The sequence below is a fragment of the Streptosporangium sp. 'caverna' genome (genome assembly GCF_003203775.1).
Classification (GTDB): domain Bacteria; phylum Actinomycetota; class Actinomycetes; order Streptosporangiales; family Streptosporangiaceae; genus Streptosporangium; species Streptosporangium subroseum.
Window position 1 is genome coordinate 6516750 of sequence record NZ_CP029711.1, and the last position, 18556, is coordinate 6535305.

At 70.6% G+C, this 18556-nt stretch carries 15 protein-coding genes; 9 read left to right on the plus strand and 6 right to left on the minus strand.

Annotated features, from left to right (window positions below; genetic code table 11):
- Positions 1-77 precede the first annotated feature (77 nt).
- The 3 genes from DKM19_RS28555 to DKM19_RS28565 form a co-directional block, all read right to left on the minus strand.
- Positions 78-905, minus strand: coding sequence for a helix-turn-helix transcriptional regulator (locus DKM19_RS28555; protein ID WP_110699773.1), 828 nt, complete (start codon positions 903-905; stop codon positions 78-80).
- A gap of 178 nt (positions 906-1083) precedes the next feature.
- Positions 1084-1629, minus strand: coding sequence for an SHOCT domain-containing protein (locus tag DKM19_RS28560; RefSeq protein ID WP_110699774.1), 546 nt, complete (start codon positions 1627-1629; stop codon positions 1084-1086).
- A 323-nt stretch (positions 1630-1952) separates the two neighbouring features.
- The gene (locus tag DKM19_RS28565) at positions 1953-2432 is read right to left on the minus strand and encodes a hypothetical protein (protein WP_110699775.1); all 480 of its coding nucleotides are present in this window, start codon (positions 2430-2432) and stop codon (positions 1953-1955) included.
- 118 nt (positions 2433-2550) lie between these two features.
- On the opposite strand from DKM19_RS28565, the gene DKM19_RS28570 reads away from it, so the two are divergent.
- From DKM19_RS28570 to DKM19_RS28610, 9 genes are all read left to right on the plus strand, one after another.
- Positions 2551-3108, plus strand: a complete 558-nt coding sequence (locus DKM19_RS28570; protein WP_110699777.1) for an MFS transporter — start codon at positions 2551-2553, stop codon at positions 3106-3108.
- 271 nt (positions 3109-3379) lie between these two features.
- The gene (locus DKM19_RS28575) at positions 3380-4129 is read left to right on the plus strand and encodes a YcnI family protein (RefSeq protein WP_110699779.1); all 750 of its coding nucleotides are present in this window, start codon (positions 3380-3382) and stop codon (positions 4127-4129) included.
- Between the two features lie 509 nt (positions 4130-4638).
- Positions 4639-6897: an RICIN domain-containing protein gene (locus DKM19_RS28580; protein ID WP_204358285.1), complete on the plus strand. Its 2259-nt coding sequence runs from the start codon at positions 4639-4641 to the stop codon at positions 6895-6897.
- Between the two features lie 463 nt (positions 6898-7360).
- The gene (locus DKM19_RS28585; RefSeq protein ID WP_110699781.1) at positions 7361-7861 is read left to right on the plus strand and encodes a 2Fe-2S iron-sulfur cluster-binding protein; all 501 of its coding nucleotides are present in this window, start codon (positions 7361-7363) and stop codon (positions 7859-7861) included.
- Positions 7858-8844 (plus strand): xanthine dehydrogenase family protein subunit M, encoded by a 987-nt coding sequence (locus DKM19_RS28590; protein WP_110699783.1) that lies wholly within the window; start codon positions 7858-7860, stop codon positions 8842-8844. Before DKM19_RS28585 ends, DKM19_RS28590 begins: the two co-directional genes overlap by 4 nt.
- Positions 8841-10931 (plus strand): xanthine dehydrogenase family protein molybdopterin-binding subunit, encoded by a 2091-nt coding sequence (locus tag DKM19_RS28595; protein ID WP_110699785.1) that lies wholly within the window; start codon positions 8841-8843, stop codon positions 10929-10931. Before DKM19_RS28590 ends, DKM19_RS28595 begins: the two co-directional genes overlap by 4 nt.
- 15 nt (positions 10932-10946) lie before the next feature.
- On the plus strand, positions 10947-12863 hold the full coding sequence (locus DKM19_RS28600; RefSeq protein WP_110699787.1) for an FUSC family protein: 1917 nt from the start codon (positions 10947-10949) through the stop codon (positions 12861-12863).
- Between the two features lie 267 nt (positions 12864-13130).
- Positions 13131-13325 (plus strand): DUF5999 family protein, encoded by a 195-nt coding sequence (locus DKM19_RS28605; RefSeq protein WP_089208290.1) that lies wholly within the window; start codon positions 13131-13133, stop codon positions 13323-13325.
- A complete protein-coding gene (locus tag DKM19_RS28610; protein ID WP_162641848.1) occupies positions 13322-13900 on the plus strand; it encodes an ATP-binding protein in 579 nt (192 codons plus the stop codon). Before DKM19_RS28605 ends, DKM19_RS28610 begins: the two co-directional genes overlap by 4 nt.
- Before the next feature lie 48 nt (positions 13901-13948).
- Here DKM19_RS28610 and DKM19_RS28615 read toward each other — a convergent pair whose 3' ends face one another.
- From DKM19_RS28615 to DKM19_RS28630, 3 genes are all read right to left on the minus strand, one after another.
- Complete coding sequence (locus tag DKM19_RS28615) at positions 13949-16255, minus strand: LuxR C-terminal-related transcriptional regulator (RefSeq protein WP_239513635.1); 2307 nt, start codon at positions 16253-16255, stop codon at positions 13949-13951.
- A gap of 271 nt (positions 16256-16526) precedes the next feature.
- Complete coding sequence (locus DKM19_RS28620; protein ID WP_239513636.1) at positions 16527-17558, minus strand: ABC transporter permease; 1032 nt, start codon at positions 17556-17558, stop codon at positions 16527-16529.
- Complete coding sequence (locus DKM19_RS28630) at positions 17545-18555, minus strand: ABC transporter ATP-binding protein (protein WP_110699790.1); 1011 nt, start codon at positions 18553-18555, stop codon at positions 17545-17547. The genes DKM19_RS28620 and DKM19_RS28630 overlap by 14 nt, the downstream gene beginning before the upstream one ends.
- Between the last annotated feature and the right edge of the window lies 1 nt (position 18556).

Sequence of the window (18556 nt, forward strand, 5' to 3'; positions counted from 1 at the left end):
CAATACATCAAAATGAACAGGTGTCCGATCCAGGGGCGAGCCGGGAGCCGGGAGTCGCGGCGTGCGGGTACGACGTGTCATGCCGTCATGACGGAGAGGCTGCCCAGCAGGGCCAGGGCCTGCTCGGAGGGACTGGCGGGCTCGGCCTGGAAGATGAGCAGCTGCTGGCCGGGGGCGCTGTTGACGTTGAACACCTCGCCGATGAGGGTCAGATCGCCGACGTCGCGGTGATGGAAGCGCTTGGCCTCGCGGGTCTTGCCGGATATGTCGTGGCGGGCCCAGAGGCGGCAGAAGTCCGCGCTGTTGAACGAGAGCTCGTCGACCAGCTCGGTCAGGTACGGGTCGTCGAGGTCCGCTCCGGCGGCGGCGCGCAGGTGGGCCACCTTGCCTCGGGCGACCTTCTCCCAGTCGCGGTAGAACTCGCGCGCGGCCGGCTCCAGGAAGACCAGCCTGAGCAGGTTGTCCGCGTGCTCCAGCCCGTCGTAGAGTGCCGCGGCCAGCGGGTTGGTGGCCAGCACGTCCATCCAGCGGCCGAACACGAGCGCCGGGGTGTCCGGCCAGCTGCGCATCAATCGCAGCAGATCCGGGCTGACCCGCTCCACCTCACCGGCGGCCCTGCGCTGCCGGGGCCTTGGATGAGCGAGTTCGTACATGTATGCCGCGGCTTCGGGGCCGAGGCCCAGCACCCGCACCAGGGAAGCGAGGACCCGCTCGGAGGGGTGGCGCTCGCGCCCCTGCTCCAGGCGGATGTAGTAGTCGGTGCTGACCCCCGCCAGCATCGCCAGCTCTTCCCGGCGCAGTCCCGGCGTCCGGCGAGGACCGGAATGCAGCAGTCCCACCTGCCTGGGGGTGGTGACCTCACGCCGCGCACGCAGGAACTCACCGAGGAGATTGTCACTGTCCATTTCATTACGGTATGTCAGAAGTCGGTTGACAAGGTGGCCGTATCACTCCCAGGGTAAGTCTTTACTTTGACAAAAGCCCTGGCCAGCGTGGTCTCGCCATGACACACCCGGCACCTCGGCCGTCCGTGTCGGCGCCTCGCCGGGACGCCGCGGACCCTGTCTCACCCCCGGCCGGCGATCACATCTCCGCCAGGATCTTCGCCTTCGCCCGCTCGAACTCCGCGCGGGACAACGTGCCCGCGTCGAGCAGCGCCTGAAGCCTCCGGAGCCGGTCGAGCGGATCGGCACCGGACGCGGCGTTCCGGCCGGACGCCGGCGGCACCGGCGACACCGGCGACGCAGCCCCCCGCTCCTCGGGGATCAACTGCCCCCTCATCACGACCACTCTGCCACCGAAGAGGTCCGCCTGGCCGGACGGCGCCGCACCGGTGGCCGTACGGGCTCCCGTCCCGGCCGCGAACCCGGCAGGGCTCGCGTCGGTCCTGGGCGGCGGCCCGAAACCCTTGAACGTGCCCAGGAAGAAGCTGAGGAGCCCGCCGATGATCGAGCCGGGCAGCACCCAGGCCCACTTCTCCGAGCCCGGCGCGCACTGGCGCGCGGAGACGTAGTTGCCGCCCGAGGCACAGCTCCCGCCGCGGACCAGTTCGTACAGCGCGTAGAGCGCGAATCCCAGGCAGACCAGGGAGATCAGCGAACCAATGCAGACACGGACGTAGTACCTCACATCGCGAACCGTACAGCAGCGGCAGGCTCGGTATCAGGCCCATCTTCGGCACGGATGCGGTGATCGGTTCCCCCTGCCGGAACCTGCGATCACCGAGGCCCGCGGCGCGCCGGCCACGGCCGCCACCACCATCGTCGCGGACGGCCGACGTCCCCCGCCCGAGACCTGCCGTCGACGCAATATGGGCGGACGCCGCTTCAAGGGGCTCAGCGGCGTCCGAGCATCGCCACCCGGCACGACAAGACCGCCACCCCTACGGAGCGGCGGTCACATTCGCGTTGTTCCCGCCCGGGCGCGATCCGGTCGAAGACGGAGCCCCGTAGCTAGTAGTAACCCTGGTTGCCGGGCTCCTCATACGCCTCTTCCTCATCCGCGCGGACCCGGGAGGCCCAGCGGGAGGGCATGAGGACGGGCAGGAACAGGGCGATGCCGAGGAGGGCGTAAACACCCGTGGTGAGGAGCAGGCCCATACCGCGGCCGGCCTGCAGCAGCTCCTCGTGGAAGCTGGGGTCGTCGGGGATCAGGCCCATGGCCCGCCTGACGTCCAGGGCGTAGACCACGGTCCACGCGAGCAGGACCATCGACGGGATGAAGGCGGCCAGAGGGGAGACCCGGCCGGCGATCACCAGGCCGAACAGGAGTCCGATCGCGGCCATGACTCCCAGCGCGATCCAGGTCTTCGATCCGCTCTCCACCGGAAGCGGGGTCAGGCTCGCCCCGGCCTCCTGCACCGCCCATCCGCCGCCGAACAACAGCACCGCTGTCATGACCAACCCGATGAGCAGCCCAAAGAAGTGCCGCATAGCCACCACCTCGGCTTGAAGCGCTTGTCGTGGGCTTGAAGCGCTTGTCGCGGCAACCATAGCGACAAAAACCTCAGAACGGCAGGCGTTGGGAAGGCATGAGAGCATATGGGTCACCATGCGCGCCCACCTCCCCCTACGCCTCATGCGTGCGGCCGCCTTCTCGGCCGTTTGCGTGACGCTTGCCGTCCTCGGCCACGTGGCCGCGGGCGGTTCGGGGCCCGCGCCGTGGGCGGTGGCCGCCGGCGGGTCGGCGGTCATGTCCATGACGATGCTGCTCGCCGGGCGCGAACGCTCCACCGCGACGATCAGTGTCGGGCTCTCCGCCCTGCAACTGGCCCTGCACGAGCTGTTTGCCCTCGGCGGCCCCGTGGGGGTCTCGCTGGTCCCGCACTCACACGGCAGGGGTTTCGGCGAGAGCGTGGGCATGCTCGTCGCGCACCTCACCGCCACGCTGATCACCGGCTGGTGGCTGGCCCGCGGCGAGGCCGCCCTGTGGGCGCTGCTCCACTCGGCGCGGCACCGCCTCAGCGTGATGTTCCGGCTGCTGAGGCCCCCGCGCGTGGCCGTCGCCCTCCCGCGTGCCGTGCCCTCCCCCGTCACGCCCGTCCCGGTGCGTGACGTTCTCCTCCGGCACTCCGTCAGCCGGCGCGGTCCTCCACTGCCCGTCGCCTGACCTCCGTCACCGCTGTCGCAGCGGTCACCGCTGTGATCGTTGTGACCGCTGTGGGCCGGCATACGGTCACGGTCGCCGCGCGCTCCGGCGTACGGCCATCGCCGCCGCACAGCCCGGCGCCGGTCCGGCCTGCCCGATCCTCCCCGTCCGGCCTGCCCGCCCCCGGAGACCACGGTCTCCCGGAGCGCAGGGAGACCGGACGGCCCGGCCTGCCGTGATCGCGCGAGCCCGAAAACCCCCAGATTCCGAAGTGTCGAAGTGGAGAACTCCCATGTCGCTTTCCCATGCCTGCCGCCGCCTGGTGGCCGTCACCGCCGGTGTGACCGCCCTCACCCTCGGCCTGGCCCTGCCGGCCCTCGCACACGTCACCATCAACCCCGGCACCGCCGTGCAGGGCAGCTTCACGAAGGTCGCCTTCCGGGTCCCGAACGAGCGTGACGACGCCTCGACCAACAAGATCGAGGTCTCCTTCCCCCTCGACCACCCGCTGCCGTTCGTCTCGGTCAAGCCGGTTCCCGGCTGGAAGGTCAAGGTCGTCGAGGGCAAGCTGCCCAAGCCGGTCACCACCGAGTACGGCGAGGTCACCGAGGCCGTCACGACGATCACCTGGTCGGGCGGGAAGATCGAGGCCGGGCAGTTCCAGGAGTTCGAGGTGTCCATGGGCGCGCTGCCCAAGGACACCGACCAGCTCGTCTTCCCCACGACCCAGACCTACAGCGGCGGCGAGGTCGTGAAGTGGGCCGATGAGCCCAAGGCCGACGGCTCGGAGGCCGAGCGCCCCGCCCCGACGCTGAAGCTCACCCCCGCGCCCGCCGAGGGGAGTGAGCCCGCCGCCTCCGCGACTCCGGCGACGGCCCCCGCGGCGTCCACCAGCACGACGGCCCCGTCGGTGGCCCCGGTCGCCCTCGCGGCGGACAGCTCCGACGGCACCGCCCGCCTGCTCGGCGGCGCCGGCCTGCTGGTCGGGCTCATCGGCGTCGTGATCGGCGCGCTCGGCCTGCGCCGCGGCCGTACCTCCTGATCGATCCGATCGGTGAAGGCCCCGCGGAAGGAATCCGCGGGGCCTTCCCTTTGGGCCAGCCCCTTTTGATCCGGCTTCCGGCGGTTCCGGCATCGGCGATCGCCGCCCTCACACGTAGAAATGCCCTGCTCCGACGGCCGAATGAGCTTATGGAACGGTCCTTAAGAATAATTTAAGTCTTATATTTATCCTAGTATTGACACCTAAACTTGACAGTCATAGCTTCCTCTCGGTGGACGTACCGAGATCACCGGTCGCCGGCACGCCGGTCACGGGCCGGAACATCCCGGCATAAGCGGAGCCGGGTCCACCGGCGCGCCTTTCCATCAGAGGCCGCACCGGCGTCTCCGTCCGGAGACGGACGCTCCGCTCGCCGATGGACCTTCGACGTGCCTGCCCGCCCTGGCCGGCCCGTGCCGTTCGCGTGCGGGAAGACGGGACGAGTCCACCATCTGCGCACCGGCTACACCACTGGACAGCGATGCCGCACCGCGGCAGAGGAGGGTTTCGTGACTCTGGGACACAACGAGACAGGCGTGGTCCACCGCACACCACGCCGCAACCGGCGGCTCATCACGCTCACGTTGGTCTCGGCGGCGCTGGCCACGGCGGGTCTGACCTCAATGCCGATGGCGAGCGCGAAGGCGGCCGCCCTGCCCACCGGCTGGACCACCGTGGTGAGCAACAACAGCGGCAAGTGCGTGGACGCGGCGGCCGCGGCCTCCGCGAACGGCACCGCCGTACAGCAGTACGCGTGCAACGGCACGACGGCCCAGCTCTGGCAGCTCCAGGCGACCAGCGGCGGCTACTACCGCGTCAATAACAACAACAACGCCGCGCAGGTCTGGGACGTCACCGACGTCTCGACCGCCGACAGCGCCCCCGTCCAGCTGTGGACCTACTCCGGCGGCAACAACCAGCAGTGGCAGCCGGTGGAGGAGGCCGGTGGCTCCTACCACTTCGTCAACCGCAACAGCGGCAAGTGCCTGGACGTGGCCGCGGCGTCGACGGTTGACGGCGCGCGGGTCCAGCAGTACGCCTGCAACGGGACCGCGGCCCAGTCGTTCACCCTGGGATCGGGCGGCACCACCCCGCCGACCGACCCGCCGCCGGCCGGTACCCCCGACCTCGGCCCCAACGTCAGCGTCTTCGATCCCTCGACGCCGGCGTCGACGATCCAGAGCAGGCTGAACTCGGTGTTCAGCCAGCAGCAGACCAACCAGTTCGGCGGCAACCGCTTCGCGCTGCTGTTCAAGCCCGGTTCCTACAACGTCGACGTGAACGTCGGCTTCTACACGCAGGTGCTGGGCCTGGGCCTGTCGCCCGACAACGTCACCATCAACGGCGGCGTGCACGCCGAGGCCGACTGGTTCCAGGGCAACGCGACCCAGAACTTCTGGCGCGGCGCCGAGAACCTCTCGGTGAATCCCCCCTCGGGCACCGACCGGTGGGCGGTCTCGCAGGCGGCGCAGTACCGCCGCATGCACGTCCGCGGCAACCTCCAGCTGGACGACGGCGGCTGGTCGAGCGGCGGCTTCATCTCCGACTCCAAGATCGACGGCCAGGTGCGGTCGGGCTCGCAGCAGCAGTGGCTGTCGCGCAGCTCCCAGTTCGGCAGCTGGAGCGGCTCCAACTGGAACATGGTCTTCGCGGGCGTCGTGGGCGCGCCGTCGAACAGCTTCCCCAACCCGCCGTTCACCACGGTCGGCACGGTGCCGGTGGCCCGTGAGAAGCCGTTCCTCTACATCGACCAGGCCGGCGCCTACCAGGTGTTCGTCCCGGCGCTGCGGACGAACAGCCAGGGCACGACCTGGGCGAACGGCGCCCCCGCCGGGTCGTCGATCCCGATCGACCAGTTCTTCGTCGCCAAGCCGAACAACACGGCGGCCGACATCAACGCGGCACTCACCCAGGGCAAGAACCTGCTGTTCACCCCGGGCGTCTACCACCTCACCGACACGATCAGGGTCACCCGTCCCGACACCGTGGTGCTCGGCCTCGGCCTCGCCACCCTGCAGGCGGACAACGGCGTCATGGCCATGTCGGTCGCCGACGTCAACGGCGTCAAGATCGCCGGACTCCTCATCGAGGCCGGCACGACCAACTCGCCTCTGCTGATGCAGGTCGGCCCGACCGGCTCCAGCGCAAGTCACGCGGCCGACCCGACGTCGCTGCACGACGTGTACTTCCGCATCGGCGGCCCGATCGCGGGCAAGGCCACCAGGAGCCTCGAGGTCAACAGCTCCGACGTGATCGGTGACCACATGTGGCTGTGGCGCGCCGACCACTCCGACAGCCAGCACCCCAACACCGTCGGCTGGACGACCAACCCCGCCGACACCGGCCTGGTCGTCAACGGCAACAACGTCACGATGTACGGCCTGTTCGTCGAGCACTACCAGAAGTATCAGGTGATCTGGAACGGCAACGGCGGCCGGACCTACTTCTACCAGAACGAGCTGCCCTACGATCCGCCCAACCAGGCGGCGTGGATGAACGGCAGCACCCAGGGCTACGCGGCCTACAAGGTGGCCAACTCGGTCACCAGCCACGAGGCCTGGGGTCTGGGCAGCTACGCCTACTTCAACGTCAACCCGGGCGTGGTCGAGGCGCACTCCTTCGAGGTGCCGAACACCCCGGGCGTGAAGTTCCACAACATGGTGACGGTGTCGCTGGGCGGCGTCGGAACGATCAGGAACGTCATCAACAACACGGGAGGCCCGTCGAACTCCAGCACCAACGTCGCCAACCTCGTCAGCTACCCCTGAGTTCCACGGGCCCGCTCCATCGAACGACCCGGGCTTTTCCGTTGTAGGAGCAGCCACCGGAGCGGCTGTTCCCGGTCCCCCGATCTCCACTCGTCCCGCAGCCCCGTCTCACTCCGGGGCTGCGGAACGCGTCCGGCGAAACGGTGACCGAGCGTGAGGAGGGCCTTCCCCGGCCGTGGCACGGCCGGGGAAGGCCCTCCTCACGTCCCGATCCGGACGGTGGCCCAGGTCGGGAACCGGTCCGGCGCAGGGCGAAAGTCCACGTCCCGCCCCTGCTCCCGGCCCGATCCAGGCACTCCGGTTTCACGATATTTCAGCACCTCAGACCCACAACGAACCATGGAATGGTCAAGCGCTCGTCGGCGAAAGCGGAGATAAGCCGGACGGACGAGTGGGTAGGAGAGCGCCCGTGAAAAGCGAACCGAACACCCCAGGGCAAGAAGTCCCGGTCTCGGCTCCGGTCATGGTGGATCTCCGGCTGTCGGTCAACTGGGACAGCTATCCGATCACCGTGGACACCCGGGAGACCCTTCTGGACACGCTGCGTGAGCGGCTTGACCTGACCGGGGCGAAAAAGGGCTGCGATCACGGACAGTGCGGCGCCTGCACGGTGCTGGTGGACGGGCGGCGGATGAAAGCCTGCCTCGCGCTGACGGTCACCCTCGACGATCGTGAGATCACCACGGTCGAGGGACTGGCCGACGGCGACACACCGCACCCCCTGCAGGCCGCGTTCATCGAAAACGACGCCTTCCAGTGCGGGTACTGCACACCCGGGCAGCTCTGCTCGGCGGTCGGCATGCTGGCCGAGGCCTCGGCCGGGTGGCCGAGCAGCGTCACCGCGGACGTGACCACCGAACCCCGGCTCGACGACGAGGAGATCCGCGAGCGGATGAGCGGCAACCTGTGCCGCTGCGGCGCCTACGTCAACATCGTCGCGGCCATCGGGCAGGTGGCGCGATGAGACCCTTCGACTACAGGAGAGCGGAAGACGCGCGGTCGGCGGTGGCCGCGCTGGACGAGCGGCCCGACGCCATGTACCTCGGCGGCGGCACGAACCTGGTCGACCTGATGCGCCTGGGCGTCGCCTCACCCGAGATGCTGGTGGACGTCACGAGGATCTCCTCCTCCGCCGTCGAGGAGAGCGCGGACGGCGGCCTGATGATCGGCGCGGGCGTGCGCAACAGCGACCTGGCCTGCGATCCGCTCGTGCGGCTGCGCCACCCGATGCTCGCCGAGTCGGTGCTCGCGGGAGCCTCGGGCCAGATCCGCAACATGGCCACGGTCGGCGGCAACCTGCTGCAGCGCACCCGCTGTTCCTACTTCCAGGACATCTCCAAGCCGTGCAACAAGAGGCAGCCCGGCTCGGGCTGCCCTGCCCGCGAGGGCGACCACCGCAACCTGGCGATCATCGGCCATTCCAGCGGCTGCGTGGCCACCCATCCGTCGGACATGGCCGTCGCGCTCGCCGCGCTCGGGGCGATCGTCCACGTGGAGGGACGGCGGGGCCCCCGGACCGTGCCGATGCCCGGGCTCCACCGGCTGCCCGGTGACGAGCCCGACCGCGACACCGTGCTGGAGGCAGGCGATCTGATCACCGCGGTCGAGGTGCCCCCGCTGTCCTTCGCGACCCGGTCGCACTACCGCAAGGTGCGGGACCGGGCGTCGTTCGCGTTCGCCGTGGTGTCGGTGGCGGCGGCGCTCGACGTGGCCGACGGTGTGGTGCGGGACTGCCGGATCGCGCTGGGCGGCGTCGCCCACGTGCCGTGGCGGGCCGAGGTCGCCGAAGCGGCGCTGCGCGGTTCGGCGGCCACGGCGACGGAGTTCACGCGGGCCGCGGACCTCGAGCTGGCCCAGGCGCGGCCGCTGCGGGACAACGGGTTCAAGGTGCCGCTGGCCAGAAACGTCCTGGTCCGCACCCTCATAGATCTCACGGAGGCGTCATGACCACCGCGGCCATTCCGTACGTCGGTTCGACGATGGACCGGATCGAGGGCCCGGACAAGGTCACGGGCCGGGCCCGGTACGCCTTCGAGCACTCCCCGCAGGACCTGGCCTACGCCGTACCGGTGCCGGCCACCATCGCCCGCGGTGCGGTCCGCTCGATCGACGTCGACGCCGTGGTCCAGCTCCCCGGGGTGATCGCCGCCATCTGGCACGGCAACGCGCCCCGGCTGTCCACGCCGGAGAACGCCGAACTGGCCGTGCTGCAGTCCCCTCGGGTGGCCTACCGCGGCCAGTACATCGCGATCGTGGTGGCCGAGACGCTCCAGGAGGCCAGGGAGGCGGCCCTGCGGCTGCGGGTGGAGTACGACGCCGAGCCGCACGACGTCGGGCTGCGCATTGATCATCCGGGGATGTACCGGCCTGACCAGGTCAATCCGTTCTATCCGGCCGACACCGAGATGGGCGACCCGGACTCCGCGTTCGCCGCCGCCCCGATCGTGGTGGACGCGATGTACAGCACCCCGGCGGAGCACAACAACCCGATGGAACCGCAGGCCACGGTCGCCATGTGGGACGGTGACGGGCTGACGCTCTACGACTCGAACCAGGGCGCGTCGGCGGTCCGCGACACGCTCGCGCCGCTGTTCGGCCTGCCGCCCGAGAACGTCCGGGTGATCTCCCCGCACGTGGGCGGCGGCTTCGGGTCCAAGGCCGCTCCCAAGCCGCCCGTGGTGGCCGCGGCACTCGCCGCCAAGCAGGTCGGCCGCCCGGTCAAGCTCGCGGTGACCCGGCAGCAGATGTTCGCGGTGACCGGCTACCGCACCCCGACGATCCAGCGGGTACGGCTCGGCGCGGACGCCGACGGGCGGCTGACCGCGATCCTGCACGACGCGTTCGAGCAGAGCTCCAGGATCAACGAGTTCGCCGAGCAGACCACCACGCCCACCCGGGTGATGTACGCCGCGCCCAACCGGCGCACCACCCACCGGCTGGTCCGGCTCGACGTTCCGACGCCGTCCTACATGCGCGCGCCCGGCGAGACGCCGGGCATGTTCGCGCTGGAGTCGGCGATGGACGAGCTGGCCGTCGCCGGCAAGATCGACCCGGTCGAGCTGCGGATCCGCAACGAGCCGGCCGCCGACCCGGAGAGCGGCCTGCCGTTCAGCTCGCGGAATCTGGTGGCCTGCCTGCGCGAGGGAGCGCGGCGGTTCGGCTGGGCCGACCGCGATCCCGCGCCGGGGGTCCGGCGCCGGGGCAGGTGGCTGATCGGGACCGGGGTGGCGTCCTCCACCTATCCGACCTACCGCGTCGCCTCCCAGGCGAGTGCCAGGTGTGAGCCGGACGGCACGTTCACCGTACGGATCGCCGCCTCCGACATCGGCACCGGCGCCCGGACGGCGCTCACCCAGATCGCGGCCGACGCGCTGGGCACCTCACCGGACCGGGTCCGGGTGGGGATCGGCGACAGCGCGATGCCCAGCGCCATGGTGGCGGGCGGGTCGATGGGCACCGCCTCGTGGGGCACGGCCGTGGTCCGGGCCTGCCAGTCGCTGGCCGAGGAGCTCGACCGGCGGTACGGCGAGGTGCCCGCCGCAGGCCTGGAGACGAACGCCGACACCACCGAGGAGATCGGCGCGCAGCAGCGGTTCTCGCGGCACGCCTTCGGCGCCCAGTTCGCCGAGGTCGCCGTGGACGTCGACAGCGGGGAGACACGGGTTCTCCGGCTGCTCGGCGGGTTCGCCGTGGGACGGATCATCAACCCGAAGACCGCCCGCTCGCAGTTCATCGGCGGCATGACCATGGGCCTGTCGATGGCTCTCCTGGAGGAGAGCATCATGGACGACGAGTTCGGCGACTACCTCAACCACGACTTCGCCCAGTACCACATCGCGGCCTGCGCGGACATCCGGGACGTCGACGCGTTCTGGGTCGAGGAGGAGGATCCGCACCTCAACCCGATGGGGAGCAAGGGCATCGGGGAGATCGGCATCGTCGGCACCGCCGCGGCGGTGGCCAACGCGGTTTACCACGCCACCGGCATCCGTGTTCGCGACCTGCCGATCACCCTCGACAAGCTGGTGCGCTGAGCCCCGGCGCCGTTGATGCCCCGGCTCTTCCGGCGAGCCGCCGACCAGCTGGCCGGCGCCGCTCCGGGCTGGCTCGTGGAGACCGTACGGCCGGCGCCGGCGCCGCTGCGGTGGGGGCCGATGCTGCGCACGGCCGTCGCCGTGACCAGTCCCCTCATCCTGGGGGTCGCCGCCGGGCAGGTCGTGGCGGGTCTGCTGCCGGCCATGGGCGCCATGACCGCCTCAGTGGGCGACCGCGGCGGGTCGTACCGGGCCAGGACGATCCTGATGGGCGCGGCGGGCCTCGCCGGAGGGCTGGGATATCTCGCGGGGGCACTGGTCCACGGCCACGGCTGGTGGACGGTGCCGGTCCTGGTGGTCGTCTCGGTGGTTTCCGCGCTGATCAGCACGGTCGGGGCCACGGGTTCGATGGCGGGGCTCCAGCTGCTCGTGATGGCCGTGATCGGCGCCGGCATCGAGGTGCCGGGATCACCCGGCCAGAACGCGCTGATGTTCGTGCTCGGCGCGGGGTGGGCCGTCGCACTGGCGGTGGCCGGCTGGTTGACCCGTCCGCGGGCGGCGGAGGAGGCCGCGGTGATCGCGGTCTACCGGACGCTCTCCCTGCTGTTCTCCAGCCGCGACCCCGACACGCTCGTCGCGTTCGACATCACCCTCAAGAACGGCTACGAGACCGTGCTCGGCGCCCGCTCCAGGGCGGCGGGGACGGATCCCGAACGCCGCCGCCTGGTCGCCCTGCTGAACCAGGCGTCGCTGATCCGCAACGCGCTGATCTCGCTGGACCACGAGGGACGCGAGCCGCCCGGAGGGGCGGCGGAGACCGTCGAGGATCTCACGGAGGCACTCGCCGGAGGGCGTGAGCCGTCCAGGCCGCAGCCGTGTGAGTGCGACTCGCCCGCCCTCCGCGCCCTGTGCTCGGCCGTGCGGGAGGCCGTCGAGCTGGTGTCCGGCAGCGAGGTCGCGTCCGACCAGCTGCCGTACGAGCCGGTCGGGCACGGCCACCGGCTCCGCGCGATGTGGGAGAAGATGTGGTACGGCCACCTCACCCGCGTCTACACGGTCCGGCTCGCGCTCTGCATGGGGGCCGCCGCCGCGATCAGCGAGCTCGACCTGTTCGAACGGTCCTACTGGACGTCGCTGACCGTCGCGCTGGTGCTCAAGCCCGACTTCGGGTCGGTGTTCGCCCGCGCCGTACAGCGCGCGCTCGGGACCTTCGCGGGCGCGCTGATCGGCACCGCGGTGCTGCTCGTGGTGCCGTACGGCCCGGCGATCCTGATCCCGATCGCGGTGTTCGCGGCGCTCCTGCCGTACGGCATGCAACGCAACTGGGGCCTGATGTCGACCTTCCAGGCGCCGCTGGTCCTGCTCCTGGTCGACCTGCTGACCCACGGCGGGCCGAGGCTGGCGGAGATCCGGTTGCTGGACACCCTGATCGGGTGCCTGATCGTTCTCCTGCTGGGATACCTGCCGTGGTCGGCGAGCTGGGAGGCGCCGGTCGGGCCGCAGTTCGCCGAGGTGCTGTCGGCCGTCGCGGGCTACCTCCGGCACGCGTTCGACCCGCGGGACGGCACGAGGGCGACGCACCTCCGCAAGGCCTACGACGCCCTGGCCGACCTGCGGACGGTCTTCCAGCGGGCGGTGACCGAGCCCCCCGCGATCAGCGGGCGCATCACCACCTGGCTGCCCGCGCTGGTCTCGCTGGAACAGCTGACCGACGCGTCCGCCGCCACCGCCGCCCGCACCGACCACGGCATGCCGCCGCCTTCGGAGGAGGCCGTCCACGCCGTGGTGACGGCCCTGGAGGACATCGCCGCCGACATCCGCGCGGGACGGACGCCGGATAAGCCCGAACTCCCCGAGGAGGAGGCCCTCGAACGGGTGAACTCCGCCCTCTACCGCCTGCGCGACACCGTGTCGGAGAACCATTCCGGCTGAGTCCCGGTTTCTTTACCTAAAGAGACGGCACCCCGATCCACGCTCTTTCACCGGCCGTTACGAGGGTGCAAGGTTGCGAAAGGCTTACCCACAAGGGAAAACCGGCGACCGATGGTCATGGCGTACCTACCGAGGGGCTACCTACGCATTACGCAATAGGTATGAATGGGGGGGTTTATCCCGTTCCGTCGCCGCCCCTCGGGGACCATTCTGATCAGTGGTGAGAACTTCCACTGCAGTCATCGTTAAGGATCACAGGTACGAGTGATGTGTCAACACCAACCGCAATGCCCCCCCGCCGACGCTCCCGACCACGAGGCCGCGTTCCTCGTGGCCTTTCACCCGGAGCAGGGATGGGGTCTGCTGTGCAACGGTGTAGTGATCTTTGACGACACCGGCGAGCTCATGCCCGACGGGCGCAGCATCCCCGCTCACCATGACCCCTACGGGCAGGCCGCATGAACCGCGCCTCCGTCCCCGCCGACCTGCGAGCGGGAACGATGCGCCTGCGAACCGGCCCACCCCCGCCGATCGCGCCCGTCTTCGGGGGACGTCCCCTCTCCCGGAGCGCTCCCGTAGACGGGCACGGTCAGGCGCACGCCTGGCTCAGAGCGATCGTCAGCCGTATCGGTGAACTCATGTTCGGCTCCTCCCGGGAAATCTCCTGGCGGTTCTCCCCCCGGCCCTGCTCCGTGGGCAAGGCGCGGCATCTGGCCCGCTCCCAGCTGTCCGAGTGGGGAGTCGACAGCCAGAGCGGGATCACCGAGCTGCTGGTCAGCGAGTTGGTCACCAACGCGTTGTGCCACGCGCACGGGACGATCCGGCTCACCCTCTCCCTCCAGGACGGCCTGCTGCGCTGCGAGGTCGAGGACTCGGATTCCGCGCTGCCCTCCGTGTACCAGGCCGGCGAGGACGAGGACAGAGGGCGCGGACTGCACCTGATCGACCTGTTGTCCTGCTGCTGGGGCAGCATCAGGACCGCCACCGGCAAAGTCGTCTGGTTCGAGCTGCCCGTACACGCCCACCCCGAAATCTGAGCTCTCCCCGCCCCTCCCCGAACGGGCCTCCGTCTTTCGATGATCAGGTCAGGGAGTGCCCTCGGGAGGCCCCTCGTCGTCGGCGGCGCGGTTCCGTTCGCCCACCCAGACGGCGATCTGGGCGCGTGAATGGAAACCGAGCTTGCTCAGGATGTGCTCGATGTGCCCCTCGGCGGTGCGCTGGGCGATCACCAGCGAGGACGCGATCTCCTTGTTGCTCAGCCCCTGGGCGACAAGCTGGGCGATCTCCGTCTCCCTGGGCGTCAGCGGCGACGGCCGCTCGGCCTCCTCGGGCCGTTCGCCCACGGGCGCCTTCTCCTGCAGGGCGCACGCGAGCGCCCCGTCGAAGGTGAGCCCCGCCCCCTTGCGCAGGGCGGCGTCGAATCTCTTCGCACCGAGATGCCCGCGGGTCACCGCCTCGCACTGCGAGTGGTATCCGGCGAGGTAGCCGAACAGGGGCCCGCCGACGGATCGCCAGATCCCCCGTAGCGCGCCGAGCAGCTGGGCGGCGCATTCGTGGTCGCCCCTGCCCGCCGCGATCCAGGCCATCACCTCGACGCACAGGGCGAGGCCCAGCCGATCGTTGAAGGGCTGCTTGAGCCGGATGCTCTCGCCCTCCATCTCGATCGCCCTCGCCGTGTTGCCCTGCTGCCACATCTCGATCGCGAAGACGGACAGCACGTAGGACCTGAACCAGTGTTCACTGCGGGTCTCACACATCGCCAGACAGGTCTCGAACAACGTGACGGCCCGGCGGGAGTGGCCGAGGCACGAGTGCGCGGTGGCGAGGTACATCAGCGAGTTCACCTCGCCCACCTGATCGTCCACCGCCCGGTGACGGTCGAGCGCTTCCTCGAGAAGCGTCGCGGCCCTCGTCAGGTCCTGCCGGACCAGCGCGGCGAGACCGGAGACATACGCGATCTGAGCGCGGGTCGCCGCGTCGCCGAACTCCTTGGCCAGCGCCCGGCTCTCCTCCAGCATCGACTCCGCCGCGGCGAAGTCGCTCTGGAGGACCGCGAGCCGGGCGTTGACGCACAGTGCCCGGCCGCGGAAAACGCTCCGCTCCGCGTCGGCGGCGAGAAGCGGGTTGAGCCAGCACCGCCCCTCGTGCAGGAAACCGGCCGCGATCCAGTAGAACCGCATGGCCGTGGCGATGGCCAGCCCGCGCTCGACCTCGCCCGGTGCCGTGAGGCAGAAGTCCAGGGCCGTGCGGAGGTTGCTGTGCTCACCGCGCAGGCGCGTGAACCACATCACCTGGCTCGGTCCGAACCACTCCCGTTCGGCGCGGGTCACCAGATCCTGGCACCAGTCACGGTGCCGGCGCCTCAGCCCCTCCTCCTCCCCGGACTCCCGCAGCCGGTCGCGGCCGTACTGCCGGATCGTCTCCAGCAGCCGGTAACGCACCCCCGACGGATACTCCTCCCGGATCAGGACCGACTTGTCCACCAGCCCGATCACCAGGTCGATGATCTCCTCGCGGGCGATGCCGTCCCCTGAGCAAACCGTCTCGGCCGCCTCCAGGCCCAGACCCCCCGCGAACACCGAGACACGCTCCCAGAGCAGTCGCTCCTGGTCGGTGCAGAGGGTGTAACTCCAGTCGATCAGGGCGCGCAGCGTCTGGTGGCGGGGCAGCACCGCCCGCGAACCCGCGGTGAGCAGCCGGAACCGGTCATCCAGCCGGTCGAGCAGTTGCTGGACGGAGAGCGCCCGCAGCCGCACGGCCGCCAGCTCGATCCCGAGGGGGATGCCGTCCAACCGGCGGCAGATCCCCTCCACGGCCTCCCGGTTGTCGTCGGTGACGGCAAAATCGGGCAGGACGGCCCCGGCCCGCTCGGCGAACAGCCGCACCGCGTCGCACTGCGCGAGCGCCTCGACGGACGGCCGGGGAACATCGGAGTCCGGCAGCGCCAGCGGCGGCACGGCCAGCGTCTGCTCGCCGGCGATCCCCAGCGGCTGCCGGCTGGTGGCGAGGATCCGCAGGTCGGGGGCCACGCGTATCAACGTCTCCGCGAGCACGGCGCACTCGTGCAGCAGGTGCTCGCAGTTGTCCAGGATGACCAGCGCCTGCTTGTTCCGCAGGTGCTCGATGAGCACCTCGAGGCGTGGCCGGGAGGAGCGGTCCCGGATGTCCAGGGCTCCCGCCACGGTCTGGACGAGCAGCTCCGGCGTGTCCAGCGCGGCGAGCTCGACCAGCCACACGCCGTCCCGGAAGGCCCGCCGCACATCGGCCGCGACCCGCAGGGCCAGCCGGGTCTTGCCGACCCCGCCCGCGCCGGTGAGCGTCACCACGTGGGCCCCGGACAGGAAGCGTTTGACGTCGGCCACCTCGTGCCGGCGCCCCACGAAACTGGTCACCTCGGACGGCAGCCTCTGTGTCGGCGGCCGGTTCAAAATCGTCACATCACTCATCAGCACCCCGTGCCGGCGTCGATCAACGGTCCGCCCTGCGGCGAATCGGACCACCATTCGGTGAAATCGGGCCGACGGATTCCAGGTTATGCCCGGGCCGTTTTTAACGCCATACTGTATACAAGATCAGGTGGCCGGCAAGTGACGTCCCTGCCGGTGAGGCAGGTCCGGGAGCGGATGACGTCCCTGCCGGTGAGGCAGGCCCGGGGGCCGATGGTCAGCAGGTGATGTCCCTGCTGGTGAAGCGGGCCCAGGCGACCGAGCCGAAGATCACGACGTAGGCGGCGAAGGCCAGCAGCCCCTGCCCCATCTCCCCCGTGGCGACCGGGTCCCGCAGCACCCCGTCGAAGCCGTTCCACCAGCTCGTCAGCAGGTACGGGTGGAGCGCGGAGAGCTGGGGGAAGGTACCGAGGACCTGAGCCACGATGACCAGCACCACGGTGCCGGCGACGGCCCCGATCGCCACCTCGGTCAGCGTCGAGAGCGCCATCGAGACGGCCGCCAGGGCCGCCATGCCGGCCGTGACGTACAGCACGACGAGCCCGATCCTGAGCACGCCTTCGAGCAGGGAGATCGTCCCTCCCGACAGCAGGGTTATCGGGCCGACCGGGAACAGCGTCAGCCCGACGAGCAGCGAGGACAGCGCGACCACGGTGACGGCCGCCAGGCAGAAGAGGACCACGTTGGCGTATTTGACGGCCAGCAGGCGGGTCCGGCCCGCCGGTGCCACGAGCAGGTAGCGCAGCGTTCCGATGCCCGCCTCCCCGGCGACCGAGTCTCCGGCGACCACCGCGACGGAGACCGGAAGCAGCAGCTGCACCAGGACCGAGAGCGCGGCGAAGGTGAGGAACAGCCCGTTCCCCGTCACCTGCTCGAAGATCGCCACACCGCCCCCGCCCCCGTCCGGCCCGCCGAACGTCCGCAGCGCGACGCCGATCAGCACCGGGACGAGGGCGAGCACGGCCAGCATGACGATGTTCCTCGGCCGCCGGAAGGTCAGACCCACCTCGGAGCCGAGCAGCCGCAGCCACGCCCGGGGGGCGCCCATCACCCGCGCGGAGGAGACCTGCCCCACACCCCCGGCCGTCCCCACGCCCTCGGCCGTCCCCACGACCCCGGCCTCCATGACCCCGGCCGCCCCCACGCCCGTGTCTCCACCCGCGGCCCCGCCCACGTCTCCGTTCACGTCCTCGCCCGCGCCCCTGCCCGCGCCTCTTCGCGTGATCGGCTCCTCGCTAACCGTCGACATCAAAACCCTCCCCTGTCAGGCCCACGAACACGTCTTCGAGGCTCGGTCGCTGGACGGCCAGGCCGCGCACGGCGACGCCGTCCGCCACCAGCGCGGCGCAGACCCGCTCCGGAGCCTCGGCTCCCAGCTCGGCGCTGACCTCGGCGTCGCCGAGGCGGATCTCGTCCAGTCCGAGAGCCGCCAGTACGGCCGCCGCCTCGGCGGTGTCCGGGCTCTCCACCCGGATCCTGACCGCCTCACCGGCTCGGAGCTCGCGGAACTCGGCGATCGGGCCCTGCGCGACCAGCCTTCCCGTCCGCATGACGGCGACGTGGGAGCACATGTGCTCCACCTCGGCCAGCAGGTGGGAGGAGACGAACACCGTCGTCCCCTCGGCGGCGATCTCCCTGACCAGTCCCCGCACCTCACGGGTGCCCTGCGGGTCCAGGCCGTTGGTCGGCTCGTCGAGGATCAGCAGCTCCCTCGGGCCGAGCAGCGTGGCCGCTATGGCCAGCCGCTGGCGCATGCCCAGCGAGTAGGCCCGGTAGCGTTTGCGTGCGGCGGCGGCCAGGCCCACCCGTTCCAGGGCGAGCCCGATCCTCGTCCCCACCGTACGGGGATCCGCCGACGGGTCGGCGGCGTCGTAGCGGCGCAGGTTCGCCTCACCCGACAGGTACGGGTAGAACGCCGGCCCCTCGACCAGCGCCCCCACCCTCGGCAGCACGCCGGACACCCCGGCCGGCATCGGCGTGCCGAGCAGCTCCCAGCTGCCCGAGGTCGGCGCGACCAGGCCGAGCAGCATGCGGATGGTCGTGGTCTTCCCCGAGCCGTTCGGGCCGAGAAAGCCGAAGACCGACCCCCTGGGCACGGCCAGATCGAGGCTGTTCACGGCCACCTGCCCACCCTGGAACCGCTTGGTCAGCCCTCGGGTGACGATCGAGCAGTCCCCGGCCGAGGCCGTGCCGGCCGCCGACGGCTCGTCGGCGGTCAGCACGGCTCCCCCGGTGTTTCCCGGCATC

Bases quoted from the DNA above. Each gene is read 5' to 3' on its own strand.
- DKM19_RS28555 (WP_110699773.1), bottom strand. From the start codon at position 905: ATGGACAGTGACAATCTCCTCGGTGAGTTCCTGCGTGCGCGGCGTGAG.
- DKM19_RS28565 (WP_110699775.1), bottom strand. From the start codon at position 2,432: ATGCGGCACTTCTTTGGGCTGCTCATCGGGTTGGTCATGACAGCGGTG.
- DKM19_RS28570 (WP_110699777.1), top strand. From the start codon at position 2,551: ATGCGCGCCCACCTCCCCCTACGCCTCATGCGTGCGGCCGCCTTCTCG.
- DKM19_RS28575 (WP_110699779.1), top strand. From the start codon at position 3,380: ATGTCGCTTTCCCATGCCTGCCGCCGCCTGGTGGCCGTCACCGCCGGT.
- DKM19_RS28585 (WP_110699781.1), top strand. From the start codon at position 7,361: ATGGTGGATCTCCGGCTGTCGGTCAACTGGGACAGCTATCCGATCACC.
- DKM19_RS28590 (WP_110699783.1), top strand. From the start codon at position 7,858: ATGAGACCCTTCGACTACAGGAGAGCGGAAGACGCGCGGTCGGCGGTG.
- DKM19_RS28595 (WP_110699785.1), top strand. From the start codon at position 8,841: ATGACCACCGCGGCCATTCCGTACGTCGGTTCGACGATGGACCGGATC.
- DKM19_RS28600 (WP_110699787.1), top strand. From the start codon at position 10,947: ATGCCCCGGCTCTTCCGGCGAGCCGCCGACCAGCTGGCCGGCGCCGCT.
- DKM19_RS28605 (WP_089208290.1), top strand. From the start codon at position 13,131: ATGTGTCAACACCAACCGCAATGCCCCCCCGCCGACGCTCCCGACCAC.
- DKM19_RS28610 (WP_162641848.1), top strand. From the start codon at position 13,322: ATGAACCGCGCCTCCGTCCCCGCCGACCTGCGAGCGGGAACGATGCGC.
- DKM19_RS28620 (WP_239513636.1), bottom strand. From the start codon at position 17,558: ATGTCGACGGTTAGCGAGGAGCCGATCACGCGAAGAGGCGCGGGCAGG.
- DKM19_RS28630 (WP_110699790.1), bottom strand. From the start codon at position 18,555: ATGCCGGGAAACACCGGGGGAGCCGTGCTGACCGCCGACGAGCCGTCG.